The sequence below is a fragment of the Pseudomonas sp. BNK-30 genome (assembly GCF_047456185.1).
In the GTDB taxonomy this organism is placed as follows: Bacteria; Pseudomonadota; Gammaproteobacteria; order Pseudomonadales; family Pseudomonadaceae; genus Aquipseudomonas; species Aquipseudomonas putida_E.
The window spans coordinates 3,966,576-3,985,888 of record NZ_CP179904.1 but is presented as its reverse complement, the minus strand read 5'-3'; the positions used below and the strand labels follow the sequence as shown (position 1 = coordinate 3,985,888).

The following is a 19,313-nucleotide window of genomic DNA, read 5'->3' as shown; positions in this document are numbered from 1 at the left end:
GGCCTTGGACAGGGGCGTCATGGCCAGGTTCAGGCTGGCCATCATTATAGGCATTGGTTGCGCGCAGGGAATGGGGCGGGGAGGGGAATTTGGGGCTGCAGGGCAGCCCCCGGCATCATGCAGTCTTTTCGTCCAGATGCACGTAAAGGTTGTCGATAAGCCGCGTGTTACCCAGGTAGGCCGCCACCAGAATCACCAGGTCCCGGTCATCGACCATCGCTGGGCGAAGGGTCAGCGCATGGCGTACCTGCAGATAGTCCGGGCGCAGGCCGGCCGCTGTCAGCTGAGCCTGCCCATCGGCAACCAGCGCTGCAAAGTCGCGCTGGCCACGGCTGATGGCGTCGCCGATCTGCTGTAGCGTGCGGTACACAACCGGGGCGGTAGCACGCTGTTCTGCCGTCAGGTAACCATTACGCGACGACAGCGCCAGGCCATCCTCGGCGCGCACGGTCGGCTCGCCGATGATCTGGATCGGCATGTTCAGGTCACGCACCATGGCGCGAATCACCGCCAGTTGCTGGTAGTCCTTTTCGCCGAACACCGCGAGATCGGGCTGCACCATGTTGAACAGCTTGCTGACCACGGTGGCTACGCCCTCGAAATGCCCCGGGCGGCTTGCGCCACACAGGCCTTCGGAAAGGTTCGGCACGCTGACGCGGGTCTGCACGGCCATACCGTCGGGGTACATCTCTTCGACAGTGGGAGCGAACAGCAGATTGCAGCCAGCCTGGAGCAGGCGCTCTTGGTCGGCGGCGAGGGTGCGTGGGTACTTGTCGAGGTCTTCGTTGGCGCCGAACTGCAGCGGGTTGACGAAGATGCTGGCAACGACGAAGTCGGCACGTTGGGCCGCTGTGGTCACCAGCGCAGCATGGCCGCTGTGCAGGTTGCCCATGGTTGGCACGAAGCCGATACGCTTGCCCTCGCCACGGGCGCGCGCAATGGCTGCGCGCAGTTCACGGACGGTCTTGACTGTGTTCATGCGCTGAATCCGTGCTCGCTCGCTGGGAAACTGACGTCTTTGACGGCCTTGACGTAGGCGGCAAGTGCGCTCGCGATGTCCGGTTGGCCGACCATGAAGTTCTTCACGAACTTTGGTACCCGACCGCTAAGGGACAAGCCCAGCATGTCGTGCAGGACCAGCACCTGGCCGTCGGTAGCGTTGCCGGCACCGATACCGATCACTGGGATGCTGACGGCCTGGGTAATTTCTGCGGCCAATTCGCTGGGTACGCATTCGAGCAACAGCATGGCGGCGCCGGCCTGTTCCAGGGCGATGGCATCGGCGCGCATCTGCCGTGCCTGGGCTTCCTGGCGCCCCTGCACTTTATAACCGCCCAGAACGTTGACGGTTTGCGGGGTCAGGCCCATGTGAGCGCACACCGGCACACCGCGCTCGGCCAGCAGGCGAATGGTCTCGCCCAGCCAGGCAGCGCCTTCAAGCTTGATCATGTGGGCGCCGGCCTGCATCAGCGTGGCGCAGTTGGCGAAGGCCTGCTCGGGGGTGGCGTGGGCCATGAACGGCAGGTCGGCAAGAATCAGCGCACCCTCGTTGCCGCGTTTGACGCAGGCGGTGTGGTAGGCCATTTCCGCCGTGGTGACGGGCAGCGTGCTGTCATGGCCCTGCAGGACCATCCCCAAGGAGTCGCCCACCAGCAACACTTCGACGCCGGCCTGGCTTGCAGCCTTGGCAAAGGTAGCGTCGTAGCAGGTCAGCATGGTGATCTTTTCACCCTTGGCCTTGAGGCCGTGCAGGGTGGTCAGGGTTACTTCAGGCATGTAGGAAAATCCTCGTTCAGGCGCTGTGAAAAACGACCGCCAACAACGCGTGTAGTCATCTTCCGGAGCGGCACATCATCGCGTGTGATGTTCGGGGCACAGGTCCGTCCGGGCCTAAATACGGGTATGCGGCACTTTGGTGCCACACGGGACGCCTATAGTCGTGAGCGAGGTGGGGGAAGTCAATCACCCTGTTACCGCATTGTTACGAACAGGGTGTTACTGGCGTTACCGCCCTTGGAGAAAGGCCCCAAGCGCCTGGGCTACAGGCGTTCCAGGCCGACAAACGGGCAGGCTTGGAGCAACTGGGCAAGCGGGCGGCCGTCGGCCAGGTGAAAGTCGTCTGCCACCAGTTCGGCCAGTGGGTACAGCACGAAGGGGCGGGCATGCATGTGGTAGTGCGGCACCTGCAGGCGTGGCACATCGATGACGTGGTCGCCGAACAGCAAGATGTCCAGGTCGAGCGTGCGTGGGCCCCAGCGTTCCTTGCGTACACGGCCCTGTTCATTCTCGATGGCCTGCAGGGCGTCCAGCAGGTCCAGGGGGGCGAGAGAGGTATCCAGAGCGGCGACGGCGTTGGTGTAACGCGGCTGGCCAGGCAGCAGGGAGTCGCTGGTGTACAGGGCAGAGGCCGCCACCAGGCGGGTGCTCGCGACCCGGTCCAGCGCCTGCAGGGCGTTGCCCAGTTGCTCGGCAGGCGCATCCAGGTTGCTGCCAAGGCCGATGTAGGCGCGAGTGGTCACTCGAACGCCTCATCGCCACCACGTTTGCGCTTGCTGTTGCTGCGCTTGCGCTTGCGTGGGCCGGCCCCGGTGCCTTCATCACGGCTGCCCAGCTCGCGGATCATCTCGCGGCGCTCGGAGTCGCTGGCATCCTGGTAATCGGTCCACCACTGGCCAAGCTCGTCGGTTTCTTCGCCTGCGCTCTCGCGCAGCAGGAGGAAATCGTAGCCGGCACGGAAGCGTGGGTTGTCGAGCAGCAGGTCGGCGCGTTTGCCGCTGCGTCGTGGCAGGCGCTCCTGCATGTCCCAGATCTCGCGGATAGGCAAGGTGAAACGCTTCGGAATGGCAATGCGCGCACACTGTTCGGCAATCAGGTCGTGGGCTGCGCCATTCATGGCCGGGATCGGCGGTACACCCTGGTTTTGCAGGTGCAGTACGCGGCTTGGCAGGGCTGGCCAGAGCAGGGCGGCGAACAGGAAGGCCGGGGTCACCGGTTTGCCTTGCTTGATACGCAGGTCAGTGTTGCTCAGCGCCTGGCTGATCAGGGTATGGGTGTAGGTCGGGCGCTCTTCCAGTGCATGCGCACTGGCCGGGAACAGCGGCTCGAACAATGCCAGGTCGACCAGCATCTCGAAGACGATCGCGCCTTGGCCGGACAGGAACAGCTTGAGGCATTCCTCGAACAGCCGCGCAGGCGGGATTTCGCGCAGCAGCGGTGCCAGGCCGCGGATCGGCTGGAAGGTGTGCTTTTCGATGCCGAAGTCGAGTTTGGCGGCAAAACGCACCGCACGCAGCATGCGTACCGGGTCTTCCTGGTAGCGATGCGTCGGGTCACCGATCAGGCGCAACAGGCGGTTGCGTACGTCGTGCACGCCGTTGGCGTAATCGAGGACGCGTTCGCTGACCGGGTCGTAGTACAGGGCGTTGATGGTGAAGTCGCGGCGTTGCGCGTCCTCTTCCAGGCTGCCATATACGTTGTCACGCAGAATGCGACCACTGGCATTGTGCGACGAGCGGTGACTGTCACCTTGGTCGTCTTCTGAGTGATGGGCACGGAAGGTCGCGACTTCGATGATTTCACGGCCGAAATGCACGTGAACCAGCTTGAAGCGACGGCCGATGATGCGCGCATTGCGGAACTCGGCACGTACCTGCTCAGGTGTTGCGCTGGTGGCGACGTCGAAGTCCTTGGGCGTGATGCCCAGCATCAGGTCGCGCACGCAACCACCGACCAGGTAGGCCTGGTAGCCCGCGCCTTGCAGGCGCTCGACGATATTCACCGCATGGCGGCTGAACTGGTGGCGCTGCAGCGAGTGTTGGCTCTTGTTGATCACCTCAGGCGTGGTGCGCTTGTGGTGCTGGCCCGGTACGGGAGGGCGGAAAGACTGGAACAGCTTCTTCAGCATGGGATGCACTGTGTGAAGGAATGTTCGGCCAAGAATAGGAGAATGGCCGCATGATGGGCGGGGATTCTAGCATTTACTCGGGGAATGGTGTAGGCGGTAGCAGGATGGACTGCCAGAAGGGAGAAACGACAAGGGGAGCCTAAGCTCCCCAAGAAGTCGTTGCGTGCTCTTATTGTTTTTATGCCGGGCTTCTTGTTTTTGTTGAGTGCCCTGCCCACAAATCTCAAAGCTTGTGGACGACCCCCAATCCAGGGGTTAAGAGCAAACGGATTGCTTTGGCCGCTGATGTCACGCTGATCATTCGATCCAACCAGTTCAGGCGCTGCTTTTTAGTGCAGTTTTTGTTGTTCTCTGCCTGGTCGTGGGGCAAGCCCCAAACACGCATCCTCTCCAAAAGAATCAGTTAGCTGCGCCTCCGCCGTCTTGTTTTTATTGTGCGTGAGCCGTTTCGTCTTGTTCTTATTCTGAGTTGCAGTGCTTGTTATTGTTCTTGTACTGAACATATAGCAGGTGGCGTGCCAACTTTTTCAAACCCAATGAAATCAATGGTTTGGCGGGTTTTTGAGAAGGCTGGCGGGTGGTAAATGTCGGAATTTCGTTACCGTACGCCTCGGGAACTGTTACGGCGCAAAGATTGGGTAACAGATTTTTGCGGGTACTGATGTGTTACCACGGGTTGCCGCGACGCTGTTCAGCGTCCATGCGATCGAGCGCCGCGCGGGCGGCGCTCGATCTGACTGGCGCCACCTTTGCTGCGGCGTGCACCATCGGAGTCGATCATTCGCTGGTAGCGTTGCTCTTGCGGCGCGGTATGCCCAGGCGCTGACGGCGCTCCCACAGGCACTTGCGGCTGACCCCGAGCTTGCGGGCAAGCTCGGTTTCGGTCATGTGGTCCTGGTGCTCAAGCACGAAATGCTGGAAGTAGTCTTCCAGCGACAGATCCTCGGTCGGCTCATGGCTGGCGTTGCTGGCAGCGCCAGCGGCCATCGCCTTGTCGAGAAGGTCGTCATCGTCCATATCGCTCAGCTCGATATCGATACCCAGCAGTTCTGCCGATATTTCCGCGCTCTCGCTCAGAATCACCGCACGCTCTACGGCGTTCTCCAGTTCGCGCACGTTGCCCGGCCAGCTGTAATGACGAATGGCTTGCTCGGCTTCAGGCGAGAAGTGCAGGTCGTCACGACCGATGCGCGCGCTCTGCCTGGCGAGGAAGGCGCTGGCGATCTCGTTGACGTCACTGCCGCGCTCGCGCAGGGCTGGCAATTTCAGGGCGATCACATGCAGGCGATAGTAAAGGTCTTCACGGAATTGCCCAGCCTTGGCCAGGTTTTTCAGGTCGCGGTGGGTCGCGGCAATCAGGCGCACATCGACTTTTTGCGACTGTACCGAACCCACCCGGCGGATTTCGCCCTCCTGCAGTACGCGCAGCAGACGGGCCTGGGCTTCCAGTGGCAGTTCACCGATCTCATCGAGGAACAGGGTGCCGCCGTCTGCCGCTTCCACCAGGCCGGCACGCCCGGCGCTGGCACCGGTGAACGCACCTTTTTCGTGGCCGAACAGTTCCGACTCGATCAAGGTTTCGGGAATGGCCGCGCAGTTCACCGAGATCATCGGCGCTTTGGCGCGCCGTGACAGGTTGTGCAGGGCACGGGCTACCAGTTCCTTGCCGGTACCGGACTCACCCTGGATGAGCACATTGGAATCGGTGGGCGCCACCTTGCGGATCTTGCTGTACATATCCTGCATGGGGGGGCAGGAGCCAATGATGCCGATCTCGCCGTTGGCCGATGCCGGGGCGCCTTTTTCGGCAGGCGCTGCCTTGCCGTTGCTGCGTGGCTCGGCGGCTGGGGCGGGTGCCGGCGCACTCTGCCGGTCGCGCAGGATGCGCGCCACGGCCTGGAGCATTTCGTCGTGGTCGAAAGGCTTGGCGATGTAGTCCACCGCGCCCATCTTCATCGAGTCCACCGCCGAGCGCAGGCTGGCGTAACTGGTCATGATCAGCACCGGGGTGCCTTGGCCGAGCTTGATCAACTCGGTTCCCGGCGCGCCGGGCAGGCGCAGGTCGCTGACGATCAGGTCGAAGGTGGCAATGCTGAAGCGTTCCTGGGCTTCCTGCACCGAGCCGGCTTCGCTGACCTGGTACTGGTTCCGCTCGAGCAGGCGACGCAAGGCCGAGCGGATGATGGTTTCGTCTTCGACGATCAGAATATGCGGCATTGATTCAATTCTCTCGACGGTCTCGAATTTCAGGGGACGTCGCTACGACATGCCGGGGCAGGGTCACGCGGATCCGTGTGCCACGTTGCCGTTCGATGTCGGCCGGGCTGTCGATGGTGATTTGCCCATAATGCTCTTCCACGATGGAATAGACCAGAGCGAGCCCCAGTCCGGTTCCTTCGCCCGGGTCCTTGGTGGTGAAGAAAGGTTCGAACAGGCGGTCCATGATGTTCTTCGGAATCCCACTGCCTTCGTCCTCGACGATCAGGTCGACGGTGTGCTCGCTGACTTCGGTGCGTACCCGCACGGCGCTGCCTGGCGGCGAAGCATCGCGCGCGTTGGAGAGCAGGTTGATCAGGACTTGGGCCAGGCGCTGGGGGTCCCCCTCGGCCCAGTGGTCGGGGTCGCAGAGGTTGAAGAACTGTACTTCGAAATTGCGCCGGTTCAACGCCAGCAGACCGATGGCATCCTGGGCCACTTCAGCCAGGCACACCGGCTCTTCGCTGTTCTGGTGGCTACCGCCGGCATGGGCAAAGCTCATCAGCGACTGCACGATGCGCGACACCCGTTTGGTCTGTTCGAGTATCTGGCTCGACAATTCGATGATCTCGCCGTCCCCTTCGCGCTCCTCGCGCAGGTTTTGCGCCAGGCAGGCGATGCCGGTGATCGGGTTGCCGATCTCGTGGGCCACGCCCGCAGCCAGGCGGCCGATACTGGCAAGGCGCTCGGAGTGCACCAGCTTGTCTTCCAGGGCCTGGGTCTCGGTGAGGTCTTCGACCAGCAGCACCAGGCCGCTGTTGCCGGGTGCCAGGGGCTCATCGATGGCTGCCTTGTGCAGGTTCAGCCAGCGCGGCTGCCCGTCCAGTACCAGGCGCTGCTTGTGCAAGTGCTCATCAGGCACGTTGATGAAACCTTGCAGCAGGCCGCGCCAGGGTTCATCGATGGTTACCAGGCGCGACCCGACCACGTGCTTGGCGGCGATGCCGGTCAGCTCCTCCATGGCCTTGTTCCACATCAGGATTTCCTGGTCCTTGGCCAGCGAGCAGACGCCCATGGGCAGCTCCTGCAGGGTCTGGCGGTGGTAGCGGCGCAAGGCATCGAGTTCAGCAGCCAGGCCCGTCAGGCGCGAGTGGTAGTCTTCCAGGCGGCTTTCGATGAAGTGAATGTCTTCGGTGACGTAGTTCTCGTTGCCAGACTTGTAAGGCAGGAAGGTTTCGACCATGTCCTGGGCCACGCTCGGCCCCATCAGGCCCGACAGGTTGGCCTCGATGCGGTCACGCAGGCGGCGCAGGGCATAGGGGCGGCGCTCGTCGAACGGCAGGTACAGGTCACGCAGGGCTTGTTCGACTTCCTTCTGTGCAGCCTTGGCGCCCAGTGGCTTGGCCAGTTGGGTGGCGAATTCCTGCGGTGAGGCAGCATGCAGCTCGCGGCGCTGGGGGCGGCGCACGTTGTCCACCGCGCATGCTTCAGCGGCGCTGACTTCCTCGCTGCTGGCGTTGGTGAACAGTGAAATCAGCGTGAACAACAATACGTTGGCGGCCAGCGAGGCAATTGCCGCCATGTGCCAGCTGGTGTCGTCGAGCACATAGATCATGTCCAGCAGCGGGATGTAGAAGCCCTGCAGGTTGCCCAGCAGGGGCAGCAGCATGGTCACCATCCATACCAGGGTGCCGGCCAGCAGGCCGGCGATGAAGCCACGGCGGTTGGCGGTCGGCCAGTACAGCACCGACAGCACCCCAGGCAGGAACTGCAAGGTGGCGACGAAGGCGACGATGCCCAGGTTGGCGAGGCTCTGGTGGGTGTTCTGGTTCAGGTAGAACATGAAGCCAGCGGTGATGATGGCGACTATCAGCGCGCGGCGGGTCCATTTCAGCCAGCGGTAGATGTTGCCTTCGGCCGGTGGCTGGTACAACGGCAGCACCAGGTGGTTGAGCGCCATGCCCGACAGCGCCAGGGTGGTGACGATGATCAGGCCGCTGGCGGCAGACAACCCACCGACATAGGCCAGCAGTGCCAGCGCCTTGTTGTTGGCGGCGATGCCAAGGCCCAGTGTGAAGTACTCGGGGTTGGTACTGGCGCCCAGGCGCAGGCCTGCCCACAGCACCAGCGGCACGGCCAGGCTCATCAACAGCAGGAACAGCGGCAGGCCCCAGCTGGCGCTGACCAGTGAGCGCGGGTTGAGGTTTTCGGTGAAGGCCATGTGGTACATGTGCGGCATGACGATGGCCGAGGCGAAGAACACCAGCAGCAGGGTGCGCCATGGGCCCTCCTGCAAGGGGGTGTGCAGCGCTGCCAGGGCTGTCTGGTTCTGCAGCAGCCACACTTCCAGCCCGTGCGGGCCCCCGAACACGCCGTATAGGGCATACAGGCCAATGCCGCCCAGGGCCAGCAGCTTGATCACCGACTCGAAGGCGATGGCGAACACCAGCCCTTCATGCTTTTCGCGCGTGGCGATGTGGCGTGAGCCGAAGAAGATGGTGAACAGGATGATCAGCGCACAGAAGGCAAAGGCCACCCGGGCCTTGACTGGTTCACCGGTGAGAATGCTGATCGAGTCGGCCACTGCCTGAATTTGCAGCGCCAGCAGGGGCAGTACCCCGATCAGCATGAAAATGGTCGTCAGCGCACCGGCCCAGGTGCTGCGAAAGCGAAAGGCCAGCAGGTCGGCCAGTGACGACAATTGGTAGGTGCGGGTGATCTTGAGGATCGGGTAGAGCAGCACCGGTGCCAGCAGGAAGGCGCCGGACACCCCAAGGTAACAGGCGAGGAAGCCGTAGCCATACTGATAGGCCAGGCCCACCGAGCCGTAGAACGCCCATGCGCTGGCGTAGACGCCCAGCGACAGGGTGTAGGTCAGCGGGTGGCGAATGATCGAACGGGGTATCAACCCACGCTCGCTGATCCAGGCCACGCCGAACAGCACCATCAGGTACGCGGCGCTGATCAGGATCATCTGGGTCAGGCTAAAGCTCATCGGCATCTCGTTGGCTCTGCAGGATGAAGGTGACGACGATCAGGATCAGCCAGAGCAGGTAAGGGCGGTACCAGGCACCGGTCGGTTCGATCCACCAGTCCATGATGGCCGGGGAGAACAGGTAGATCCCCACGACCAGAAGCAGGACCAAACGATAGATGTACATGCTGGCCTCGATGGTTGGGCGCTGCGGGCTTGGACTTATTATTGGCGCAAATGGCTGGGGCGATGCTAGCGGGAATCGGTGGTGTTCGCCAAGGGTTTGAAATTATTGGGCTTTTGTTTTTGAGACGTTAGTTGCCTGTAATGGCCCTATCGTCGGTAAGCCCGCCCCCCACAAGTACCCACACCTATAGGTACTGCACTGTACCTGTGCAAGCCGGCTTGCCGGCGATAGGGCCGGTGATGCTTCAGTTCAAATCAGCCTCGGGCACCGTCGTTCGCTGTGCAATGGCCGCTGGCTGCCAGCGCTGGCGCGCCACGGCCAACACTTCAGCCGGCGTTGCCGTCAACAACTGGGGGTCAGCTTCCTGGCCCAATGCCCGCAACGCCCGCAACAGCAACGGCGTCGCCTGGCCAGCCTCAAGGGGCGGCGAACGGTACGACTTGCCCAGCTTGTGCCCATCAGGTTGCACGATCAGCGGAATGTGCAGGTAGCGCGGCTGGGAAAAGCCCAGCAATTCCTGCAGGTACAACTGGCGCGGCGTGTTGTCGAGCAGGTCGGCCCCGCGCACGATGTCGGTAACACCTTGCCAGGCATCATCCAGCACAACGGCCAACTGGTACGCATACAGCCCGTCGCGGCGCTGAATCACGAAATCGCCCACCTCGCGCCCAAGGTGTTGCTGGAACGCCCCTTGCACCCGATCGGTAAAGCGGTAGAGCAGTTCTGGCACCCGCAGGCGGATGGCCGCGCCTTCACGGGCATGCCCGGCGTTGCGGCAAAACCCTGGATAGATGCCGTTGTAGCCTTCGAGCTGCTTGCGCGAACAGGTGCAGGCATAGGCCAGGCCCATATTGAACAAGCGCTCGACCACTTCTGCATAAGCCGGGTGGCGCTGGCTCTGGAAGACAACCTCGCCGTCCCACTCCAGCCCATAGCGCTCCAGCGTCTGCAGGATTGCATCACGGGCGCCCGGCATTTCCCGGGGCGGGTCGGTGTCTTCCACGCGAAGCAGCCAGCGGCCATTGACCGCACGGGCGTCAAGCCAGGAGGCGAGGGCTGCGACCAGCGAGCCGAAGTGCAGAAAACCGCTGGGGGTGGGGGCGAAGCGTCCGATGTAGCGGGAGTCGTTCATGGGTGGTCGTGCGTATGAAATGAAACGGGGCGCATGATGCGCCCCGTTCGGGTAGGAGAAGGATCAGCCTTTGCCGACTGTTTTTTCCTTTTTCTCCGCGATTTCCTTGCAGTCGAAGCACAGGTCGGCAGTCGGACGGGCTTCCAGACGGCGCAGGCCGATCTCGATACCGCAGGAGTCGCACCAGCCGTATTCGTCGTCCTGAATTTTCTGCAGGGTCTTGTCGATTTTCTTGATCAGCTTGCGCTCGCGATCGCGGTTGCGCAGCTCAAGGGCGAATTCCTCTTCCTGGCTGGCGCGGTCGGCCGGGTCCGGGAAGTTGGCCGCTTCGTCTTTCATGTGATCAACGGTGCGATCCACACTGACCATCAGCTCGCCTTTCCAGGCATTGAGCAGCTTGGTGAAGTGCTTTTTCATGGGCTCGCCCATGTACGCCTCACCCTTGCTTTCGACGTAGGGCTCGACACCGTACATGGTCTGGACTTTTTGCTTTTCTACGGTGGACATGAATAGACCGCCTCTCACTCATCTGATCCAATGCGCAGGATGCTCCATCTCCGGCACCCGCCGGCCCTGCGACTGCGAGCCGCCGAACTTACCAGATAGATCGGGGGTGCGCTAGCCCGCCCGGTCCTAGCTGTTGACAGCGCCGTGAAGCGCACGTTCGGTGCCGCGCAGAGGTAGAATCACCAGTTTAGACCCAATTGAGAGAAGGTCATGGCTCACCCCTACAGTGCGCGCAGCCGCGCCATCGAACCCTTCCACGTCATGGCGTTGCTGGCGCGGGCCAACGAGCTGCAAGCGGCCGGTCATGATGTGATCCACCTGGAGATCGGCGAGCCGGACTTCACCACTGCCGCGCCTATCGTCGAGGCAGGCCAGGCAGCGCTGGCTGCCGGGCATACCCGCTATACCGCCGCGCGTGGCCTGCCGGCACTGCGCGAGGCGATTGCGGGTTTTTACGACCAGCGTTATGGCGTTGCGGTAGACCCTGAACGCATCCTGATCACCCCGGGGGGCTCTGGCGCGCTGCTGTTGGCCAGCAGCCTGCTGGTCGACCCGGGCAAGCACTGGCTGTTGGCAGACCCCGGCTATCCATGCAACCGCCACTTCCTGCGACTGGTCGAGGGTGGTGCGCAACTGGTACCTGTCGGGCCTGAGGTGAACTACCAGCTGACCGCCGACCTGGTGGCCCGTCACTGGAACCAGGACACTGTCGGTGCCCTGGTCGCCTCGCCAGCCAACCCCACCGGTACGGTGCTGGAGCGTGATGAGCTGGCCAGCCTGGCCAAGGCCACCCGCGAACGAAATGGCCACCTGGTGGTGGACGAGATCTACCACGGGCTGACGTACGGCATGGACGCTGCGAGCGTCCTGGAGGTGGATGATTCGGCATTCGTCCTGAATAGTTTTTCCAAGTATTTCGGCATGACCGGGTGGCGGCTTGGCTGGCTGGTTGCGCCGCCTGACGCCGTGGCCGATCTGGAAAAGCTGGCGCAAAATCTGTACATCAGCGCGCCCAGCATGGCCCAGCACGCCGCACTGGCCTGCTTCCAGCCTGAAACCCTGGCAATATTCGAAGCGCGCCGCGCCGAGTTTGCCCGTCGTCGCGACTACCTGTTGCCCGCCCTGCGCGAACTGGGCTTTCGCATTGCCGTGGAGCCGCAGGGCGCGTTCTATCTATATGCCGACATCAGTGCCTTTGGTGGCGATGCCTTTGCCTTCTGTCGGCACTTTCTGGAAACCGAGCATCTGGCGTTCACGCCGGGCCTGGACTTTGGTCGCCACCTGGCCGGCCATCATGTGCGCTTTGCCTACACCCAGAGCCTGCCGCGGCTGGAGGAAGCGGTCCAGCGCATCGCCCGTGGCTTGCGGAGCTGGCAAGGCTGATGGTGTTCTTTCCTCCACTCGAACAGGGGCGGCTGTTGCGCCGCTACAAGCGGTTCCTGGCGGACATCGAACTGGCCAATGGGGAGCAACTGACCATCCACTGCCCCAACACCGGCTCCATGCTCAATTGCATGCGCGAGGGCGGGCAGGTCTGGTTCAGTCGCTCCAACGACCCCAAGCGCAAGCTGCCGGGCACCTGGGAAATCAGTGAGACGCCCCAGGGGCGGCTGGCCTGCGTCAACACGGGGCGGGCCAACGCGCTGGTCGAGGAAGCGCTTCGCGCCGGCGTGATCCGAGAGCTGGCGGGCTTCACTGCACTCAAGCGTGAGGTGGCCTACGGTGAAGAAGGCAGCCGCGTGGACTTTCGCCTGGAGTTCGACCACGGGCCGGCCTACGTCGAGGTCAAGAGTGTGACACTGGGGTACCCGGACACGGCAGTGGCTGCTTTCCCGGATGCTGTCACCCAGCGCGGTGCCAAGCACCTGCGCGAACTGGCGACGCTGGCCCGGCAAGGTATACGTGCGGTGCAGTTGTACTGTGTGAACCTGACAGGCATCGAAGCGGTGCGCCCGGCCGACGAGATCGATGCGGCTTATGCCCGGGCACTGCGCACCGCGGTGGCGGATGGAGTAGAGGTGCTGGCCTATGGTGCGCGCCTGGATGCCGGGCACATCGTCATCGACCGTCCGCTACCGGTGCTGCTCAACCCCTGAGCCAGATGCCCTGGCTATCTTCCAGGCAGTCCAGGGCCTGCAGCGCGTCACCTTCGCAGGGGCCTGCCACGCATTCGCCATTCTCAATCAGGAACAGCGCCCCGTGATGGGCACAGTGGATCAGGCTGGCACTGTCATCGAGAAATGCGTCCGCCTGCCAGTTCAAGGGGATACCCCGGTGCGGGCAGCGGTTACGATACAGGTGCACACGGCCCTGGCGACGCACGCCGAACAGTTCGGTGCCGTCTACGCTGAAGGCGCGGCTGTGGCCCTCGGCCAGCGCTGCGGAAGTACAAAGGAAGTGCATTTGCGGGAACGACTCGTGAAACAAGTGATGGCTTGACGCGCCAATGCGAATAATTATCAAATTGCCCGCTATCGCTGCGCCCGGTTGTCTATGGTGCGCAGTTCCGCCGTTCGCCACAAGGCGTGTGGCTCGCCTTCAGAAGGAATCCGATGATGCGTCGTCCCGCTGTCTTGCTTGCCTTGTGTGCGGCCCTGGTTGCTTGCACCCAAGCCCTGGCCGCCGACCTGCCACAGCGCTGGGTCAGTGCTGGCGGCGCATTGAGCGAGTGGATCAGCGCACTGGGCGGCGAGCCGCGCCTGGTGGGTGTGGACACCACCAGCCAGCATCCTGAGTCACTCAAGGGCCTGCCAAGTATCGGTTACCAGCGCCAGTTGTCCGCAGAGGGCATCCTCAGCTTGCGCCCGGATGTACTGGTGGGCACAGAAGAGATGGGGCCGCCACCTGTGCTTGCGCAAATCCGCAAAGCCGGCGTTCGGGTGGAGCTGCTCTCCAGCAAGGCTGACCTCGCCGCCGTGGATGCAAACCTCGAGCAGTTGGGTATGTTGCTCGGCGCCGAGCAGAAGGCCGCGCAACTCGTTGCCGATTATCATCAGCAGCTCGAGGTATTGCAGGAGCAGGTCAAGCAGGCCCAGGCCAGCCACAAGGTGCCGGGTGTGCTGTTGCTGGTCGGCCATGCCGGTGCCAAACCGCTGATTGCCGGGCAGGGCACCGCAGGTGACTGGCTGCTGCGTCAGGCAGGTGGGCGAAACCTGGCGGAGCATCAGGGATACAAGAACTTCTCCAATGAGGCGTTGGCGGCGCTGGACCCGGATGTCGTGGTGTTCTCCGACCGCGCCTTGGTCGGCGACCAGGCCCTGCAGGCACTGCTCAAGGAAAACCCGGCCCTGAACGCCTCCCGCGCGGTACGCGACAGGCGCCTGGTGCCACTCGACCCGACCTTGCTGGTTGGCGGCCTGGGCCCGCGCTTGCCGCTGGCCCTGCAAGACCTGGCGGCTGCGCTCTACCCGGCGGCAAAGGTCAGCTTCACGCAATGAAGCCGCGCGTGCAGCCACGTACACTGATTACCTGCCTGAGCCTGCTGTGCCTGTTGGCGGTATGGCTGTCCCTCGCGTTGGGCCCTGTGAGCTTGCCGCTGTTCGATACCTTGCGCGCGGGCCTGCGGTTATCGGGGCTGCGCATCGATGGCGAAGGCCTGCAGCAGGCCGAAATGATCCTGGGCCAGATTCGCCTGCCACGCACACTGCTGGGTTTGGCAGTGGGGGCGGTGCTGGCGCTGTGCGGTGTGGCCATGCAGGGGTTGTTCCGCAATCCGCTGGCCGACCCTGGGCTTGTGGGTGTCTCCGCCGGTGCCGCAATGGGCGCCGCAGTGGCTATCGTTGGCGGTAGTTGGTTTGGCGGCATGCCTGAGGCTTTCGCACCTTACTTATTGTCACTGTGCGCCTTTGCCGGCGGCCTCGGGGTCACCGCGCTGGTCTATCGCCTTGGGCGGCGCGACGGGCAGACCAATGTGGCCACAATGTTGCTGGCCGGTGTAGCCATGACTGCGCTGGGGGGCGCGGCGGTTGGCCTGTTTTCCTACCTGGCCGACGATGCCACCCTGCGCACGCTGACCTTCTGGAACCTGGGCAGTCTCAATGGTGCCAGCTACGACCGGCTGTGGCCGTTGCTGATCGTTGCCGCAGGCGTCGCGCTGTGGTTGCCGCGCCGGGCGCGGGCGCTCAATGCCTTGCTGCTGGGCGAGTCCGAGGCGCGGCACCTGGGGATCGAGGTGGAGCGGCTCAAGCGCGAGTTGGTGTTCTGCACGGCCTTGGGTGTGGGAGCGGCCGTTGCGGCGGCGGGGCTTATCGGCTTCATCGGCCTGGTGGTACCGCACCTGGTGCGCTTGCTGGCCGGGCCTGATCACCGCGTGGTGTTGCCCGCCTCGTTGTTGGCCGGCGGCGTGCTGATGCTGCTCGCCGACCTGGTGGCGCGGTTGGCGTTGGCGCCGGCCGAGTTGCCTATCGGTATTGTCACGGCATTTATCGGTGCGCCGTTTTTCCTGGTTCTGCTGATCAGAGGGCGCAGCTGATGTTGCAAGTCGAGGGCCTGTACCTGCGTCGTGGTGGGAATGAAGTACTGCAAGACCTCCACCTGCAATTGCACCCGGGCCAGGTCATGGGCGTGCTCGGGCCGAATGGTGCAGGCAAGAGCAGCCTGCTGGGCGTGCTGTGTGGCGAGCTGTCGCCCGGCCAAGGAAGCGTGACGCTGCTGGGCCGGCCGTTGGCCGATTGGCCTGGGCAGGCGCGGGCCAGGCGCCTGGCGGTGTTGCCGCAGGTGTCCAGCCTGGGCTTTGCGTTCAGGGTCGAGGAAGTGGTGGGCATGGGACGAATGCCGCATGACAGCGGCCAGGTGCGTGACGCTGAGATCGTTGAGGCGGCCCTGCGCGCGGCGGATGCCTGGCACCTGCTGGGGCGCAGTTACCTGGCTTTGTCGGGCGGAGAGCGGCAACGGGTGCATCTGGCCCGTGTCCTGGCTCAGCTTTGGCCGGGTGAGCAGGGGACTACGCTGCTGCTTGACGAGCCGACCTCGATGCTCGACCCCTTGCACCAGCACACCACCTTGCAAGCCGTGCGCAGTTTTGCCGATCGCGGCGCAGCGGTATTGGTGATCCTGCATGACCTGAACCTGGCGGCGCGCTACTGTGATCGTATCCTGTTGCTCGAAGGCGGCCGTGCCCATGCTCTGGCGTCGCCGCAGGAGGTATTGACGCCCAGGGCGCTCAAGGCCGTGTTCGGCATTGACGTATTGGTGCAGGCCCATCCGGAACGGGGGCATCCGCTGATCATCACCCGCTAGGAGGCGTTGCCGATGCATCATTCCTTACTGTCTGGCGCGTTGCTGGGCTTGTTGCTGGCGTTGGGTGGCTGCCAGGCCAGCTTGCCGCCGTTACCCGCCTGGCAGAGTAGCGAGGGGCGTGACAGCGCAGAACTGGGGCAAATCCACGACCTGGCCAGTGGCAAGGTCATCAGCCCGGAACAGCTGGTCGAGCAACTGGCTGGCGTACCGCGAGTGCTGGTAGGCGAAAAGCATGACAATGCCGACCATCACGCCTTGCAACTTTGGTTGATCCGCGCCATGCAGGCCCGGCGTGCCCAGGGCAGCCTGCTTCTGGAAATGCTGCAACCGCAGCAGCAGTCACGGGTCGATGCGGTTGAAGGCCAGGCCCGGTTGCCGCAGGACCTGCCCAACGCCCTGGCGTGGCAGGAGGGCTGGGACTGGCAGCTGTACGGGCCGATCGTACGTGAAGCACTGGGTAACCATATTCCCCTTCTGGCCGCCAACCTGTCGCCTGGCGAAATGCGCCAAGCCTACCGGCAGGCGGCGGCGGTGCCGGGGGCGCAGTCCAATGCCCCGTCAGTAAAGGCGGCATTGCTCGAGCAGGTGAGGGCCGGGCACTGTAATTTGCTCCCCGAGAGCCAGTTGCCGGCCATGCTGGCCGTTCAGCAACAACGTGACCGGCGCATTGCCGAGCGGCTGCTGGCAGCGCCGCAGCCGGCCTTGTTGTTCGCCGGTGCATTCCACGCACGCAAGGACCTGGGCGTGCCGCTGCACCTTGCCGACCTGGGGGCCGAGGGGCAGAGCAAAGTGCTGCTGCTGGCCGAGGTCGGTCAGCAGGTCGAGGCGGGGATGGCAGACTTTGTGTGGTATACGGCTGCGATGCCGGAGCAGGACTATTGCGCACGGTTGCGTAGGTAGACGGGGAAGCGCGGGCGCTGACAATGCAGTGACAAGCAAAAAAAAGACCCGGCAAAAATGCCGGGTCAATAACCGTGATTAGCCTGATGAGGAGATAATCTGAGAGTCCGAACCAGGGGCTTTCAGCTTATCCAACCAGTCTCGCGACCAGTTGTGATAATCATAACGATTCTCATTATCGAGTCAATCCCCATCTGATGTTTATTTTGCATTTTTTTGCGCAGGGCATTTCGCATCCAGTTGTTGATTGAGCGCTTGCTTGCGCTCGGCCGGCAAATCGTTCCAGTGCATGTCCAGCAGCGCGCCTTCAATGGCGTACAGCAACACCTTCGACGCCCGGAATCCTCGGGTTTTCACGGCCTGGTACGCACCTACCGCGCCGAGTCGACGCAAATCCGATGCACTGTGGATACCGGCCGCATGCAACCACTGCGCGGAGGTCTTTCCAAGATTCTTCAGATGCTGCAATTCATCGTTCATCGAGCCTCCTTGCGATGGCTGAACGGGTATTAGGGGATAAATCGCGAGCAGGTCAGAGAGGAGTGTAGCGGGGGTTGGAAAATGCGCGGCCTTTTGCCATCGGGGGCGACGAGATGCCCTGTTTGCGGTGGGTGCAGGAATGCGGGCCGGCCAATTGCCGGCCCGAATTGCGTTGAATCAAAGACCGGGCAAACGCTGACGGACCTGGTCGATCACCTGGTCCATGCTGCTGGCATCCTGAGTATCAACACGTGTGCTCTGCTGCAGTTCAACGTCATCCAATGGCTCACGGCTGGCCTGCTGTGCCTTGACCACTTCCAGGGTGGCGTCCGACGGGTCGCTATTCTGGGCCAGGCGCTGCGCCAGCCAACTGGCGATGACCGCCTCCGGTGCCTGGCAATCGAGGATCAGCAGTGGCACGCCGGTATCGCTCGCGACCTCGGCTGCGGCCTTGCGGTGTTCGTGCTTGAGGTAAGTGGCATCGAGCACTACCGGGAAGCCTGCGCGCAGGATGGTCGCGGCAAGCTGGTGCAGGCGCTGGTAGGTGGCGGTGCTGGCATCGTTGTCGTAGATGCCGGCTTGCAGTTGGCCTGCTTCGGCTTTCTGCTGTTCACCGAACAGGCGCTTGCGCTCCACATCGGAACGCACGCGCACGGCGCCCAAGGCTTCGACCAGGCGCATGGCGACGTGGCTCTTGCCCACGGCCGAGACGCCGTGGGTGATGGCCAGCAGGCGCGAAGGGATGGCGCTGTAGCTTTCAGCCAGGTTGGCGTAGTTGCGGTAGGTGCGCAGGCTGGTGGCGCGCTGCACGCCATCGGCATTGGCCGGCATGCTGAACAGGGCGATCTTGGCGCGGACCAGGGCGCGGTAGGCCTTGTAGAAGTTCAACACTTCCAGGCCTTCATAGTCGCCGGTCAGCTCCAGGTACTGGCTGACGAAGCGCCGCGCCAGGCATTTGAGGCCGCGGTCTTCCAGGTCCATGGCGAGGAAACCGGTGTCGGCCCAGACGTCGGTCATGCGGAACGGTTCATTGAACTCGATGCAGTCGAAGATCACCACCTTGCCATCGATCACGGTGGCGTTACCCAAATGAATGTCGCCATGGCATTCGCGGGTGAACCCATTGGCCTTGCGCGCCGCGAACAGGCCTTCAAGGCGTTCGAAACTGCTGCGCGCCCAGGCCTGCAGGTTGTCCAGCTGCTGCAGGTCGGCCTTGTCACTGAGGAATGGGCGGATCTGCTCGAAGTTCTGCTCGACCGGGGCCATGACGCTTTCAGGTGAGCCATATGGCTGCTCGGCGGGCACTTTCGGAGTTTGCAGGTGGAATTCGGCGATCTGCCGGGCCATTTGGTCGATGTGCCCGGCATTGAGTTCACCGTTGGCCTGCAGGGTGTTGAGCATCTGCCCCTGCGGGAACTGGCGCATTTTCAGCGCGTACTCGATCGCCGCACCTTCACCGCCGAGCTGCGGGGCTTCGGCGCTGCCAGTGATCGGCAGCACTTCCAGGTACAGGCCGTCGGTCAGGCGCTGGTTCAGGCGCAACTCTTCGTTACAGAAATGCTGGCGCTGATCAAGCCCGGTGAAGTCGAGGAAGCCGAAATTCATCGGCTTCTTGATCTTGTAGGCGTATTCGCCAGTGAGCAGGACCCAGGAGATATGCGTCTCGATGAGTTGGAACCCGTCCACGGGGTGAGGGTAGAGGGCAGGGTTCTGCAACGCTTTGATCAAGGCTTGGCTCACGGGAAATCCTTCCGGGGGCAGGGAATTCGAAGGCGCCATTATGGTCAATGGTGCC

The 19,313-nt window shown here is 63.1% G+C and carries 18 protein-coding genes; 6 read left to right on the top strand and 12 right to left on the bottom strand.

Annotated features, from left to right (window positions below; all coding sequences use genetic code 11):
• Window positions 1-115: 115 nt before the first annotated feature.
• From panC to dksA, 9 genes are all read right to left on the bottom strand, one after another.
• On the bottom strand, window positions 116-979 hold the full coding sequence (gene panC / locus ACMGGN_RS18520; RefSeq protein ID WP_119688255.1) for a pantoate--beta-alanine ligase: 864 nt from the start codon (window positions 977-979) through the stop codon (window positions 116-118).
• Window positions 976-1,776 (bottom strand): 3-methyl-2-oxobutanoate hydroxymethyltransferase, encoded by an 801-nt coding sequence (panB, locus tag ACMGGN_RS18515; protein ID WP_404602075.1) that lies wholly within the window; start codon window positions 1,774-1,776, stop codon window positions 976-978. The genes panC and panB overlap by 4 nt, the downstream gene beginning before the upstream one ends.
• Before the next feature lie 263 nt (window positions 1,777-2,039).
• Window positions 2,040-2,519 carry a 2-amino-4-hydroxy-6-hydroxymethyldihydropteridine diphosphokinase gene (gene folK, locus ACMGGN_RS18510; RefSeq protein ID WP_012312667.1) on the bottom strand — a complete coding sequence of 160 codons (480 nt, stop codon included), beginning with the start codon at window positions 2,517-2,519 and terminating at the stop codon, window positions 2,040-2,042.
• A complete protein-coding gene (locus tag ACMGGN_RS18505; RefSeq protein ID WP_414156171.1) occupies window positions 2,516-3,904 on the bottom strand; it encodes a polynucleotide adenylyltransferase PcnB in 1,389 nt (462 codons plus the stop codon). Before ACMGGN_RS18505 ends, folK begins: the two co-directional genes overlap by 4 nt.
• A 777-nt stretch (window positions 3,905-4,681) precedes the next feature.
• On the bottom strand, window positions 4,682-6,121 hold the full coding sequence (locus ACMGGN_RS18500; protein ID WP_174142449.1) for a sigma-54-dependent transcriptional regulator: 1,440 nt from the start codon (window positions 6,119-6,121) through the stop codon (window positions 4,682-4,684).
• A gap of 4 nt (window positions 6,122-6,125) precedes the next feature.
• Complete coding sequence (locus ACMGGN_RS18495) at window positions 6,126-9,101, bottom strand: sensor histidine kinase (RefSeq protein ID WP_161872474.1); 2,976 nt, start codon at window positions 9,099-9,101, stop codon at window positions 6,126-6,128.
• Entirely contained in the window at window positions 9,085-9,261 is a 177-nt protein-coding gene (locus tag ACMGGN_RS18490) for a hypothetical protein (protein ID WP_003250005.1), read from the bottom strand. Before ACMGGN_RS18490 ends, ACMGGN_RS18495 begins: the two co-directional genes overlap by 17 nt.
• 244 nt (window positions 9,262-9,505) lie before the next feature.
• Window positions 9,506-10,393 carry a tRNA glutamyl-Q(34) synthetase GluQRS gene (gene gluQRS / locus ACMGGN_RS18485; RefSeq protein WP_119688257.1) on the bottom strand — a complete coding sequence of 296 codons (888 nt, stop codon included), beginning with the start codon at window positions 10,391-10,393 and terminating at the stop codon, window positions 9,506-9,508.
• Between the two features lie 63 nt (window positions 10,394-10,456).
• Window positions 10,457-10,900, bottom strand: a complete 444-nt coding sequence (gene dksA, locus ACMGGN_RS18480; RefSeq protein WP_039604811.1) for an RNA polymerase-binding protein DksA — start codon at window positions 10,898-10,900, stop codon at window positions 10,457-10,459.
• Between the two features lie 210 nt (window positions 10,901-11,110).
• Here dksA and ACMGGN_RS18475 point away from each other — a divergent pair, with 210 nt between their 5' ends.
• Together ACMGGN_RS18475 and sfsA are read left to right on the top strand one after the other, a co-directional pair.
• Window positions 11,111-12,283: a pyridoxal phosphate-dependent aminotransferase gene (locus tag ACMGGN_RS18475; RefSeq protein WP_046788168.1), complete on the top strand. Its 1,173-nt coding sequence runs from the start codon at window positions 11,111-11,113 to the stop codon at window positions 12,281-12,283.
• Window positions 12,283-12,996 carry a DNA/RNA nuclease SfsA gene (gene sfsA, locus ACMGGN_RS18470; RefSeq protein WP_039604039.1) on the top strand — a complete coding sequence of 238 codons (714 nt, stop codon included), beginning with the start codon at window positions 12,283-12,285 and terminating at the stop codon, window positions 12,994-12,996. Before ACMGGN_RS18475 ends, sfsA begins: the two co-directional genes overlap by 1 nt.
• Here sfsA and ACMGGN_RS18465 read toward each other — a convergent pair.
• Window positions 12,986-13,303, bottom strand: coding sequence for a Rieske (2Fe-2S) protein (locus tag ACMGGN_RS18465; protein ID WP_115273551.1), 318 nt, complete (start codon window positions 13,301-13,303; stop codon window positions 12,986-12,988). The genes sfsA and ACMGGN_RS18465 overlap by 11 nt on opposite strands.
• 149 nt (window positions 13,304-13,452) lie before the next feature.
• Between ACMGGN_RS18465 and ACMGGN_RS18460 the strand changes: the two genes are divergently transcribed.
• The 4 genes from ACMGGN_RS18460 to ACMGGN_RS18445 are packed head-to-tail and all read left to right on the top strand — an operon-like array spanning window position 13,453 to window position 17,038.
• Window positions 13,453-14,337, top strand: a complete 885-nt coding sequence (locus ACMGGN_RS18460; RefSeq protein ID WP_115273552.1) for a heme/hemin ABC transporter substrate-binding protein — start codon at window positions 13,453-13,455, stop codon at window positions 14,335-14,337.
• Window positions 14,338-14,387: 50 nt separating this feature from the next.
• Window positions 14,388-15,371: a FecCD family ABC transporter permease gene (locus ACMGGN_RS18455; RefSeq protein ID WP_174142464.1), complete on the top strand. Its 984-nt coding sequence runs from the start codon at window positions 14,388-14,390 to the stop codon at window positions 15,369-15,371.
• A complete protein-coding gene (locus ACMGGN_RS18450) occupies window positions 15,371-16,138 on the top strand; it encodes a heme ABC transporter ATP-binding protein (protein ID WP_115273554.1) in 768 nt (255 codons plus the stop codon). The genes ACMGGN_RS18455 and ACMGGN_RS18450 overlap by 1 nt, the downstream gene beginning before the upstream one ends.
• Window positions 16,139-16,150: 12 nt before the next feature.
• Window positions 16,151-17,038: a ChaN family lipoprotein gene (locus ACMGGN_RS18445; RefSeq protein ID WP_237859337.1), complete on the top strand. Its 888-nt coding sequence runs from the start codon at window positions 16,151-16,153 to the stop codon at window positions 17,036-17,038.
• A 201-nt stretch (window positions 17,039-17,239) separates the two neighbouring features.
• Here the strand turns inward: ACMGGN_RS18445 and ACMGGN_RS18440 are convergent, their stop codons facing one another.
• Both ACMGGN_RS18440 and ACMGGN_RS18435 read right to left on the bottom strand, forming a co-directional pair.
• Window positions 17,240-17,518, bottom strand: a complete 279-nt coding sequence (locus ACMGGN_RS18440) for a TfoX/Sxy family protein (protein WP_012312680.1) — start codon at window positions 17,516-17,518, stop codon at window positions 17,240-17,242.
• A 177-nt stretch (window positions 17,519-17,695) separates the two neighbouring features.
• A complete protein-coding gene (locus ACMGGN_RS18435; RefSeq protein ID WP_119688260.1) occupies window positions 17,696-19,258 on the bottom strand; it encodes an AAA family ATPase in 1,563 nt (520 codons plus the stop codon).
• Window positions 19,259-19,313 lie beyond the last annotated feature (55 nt).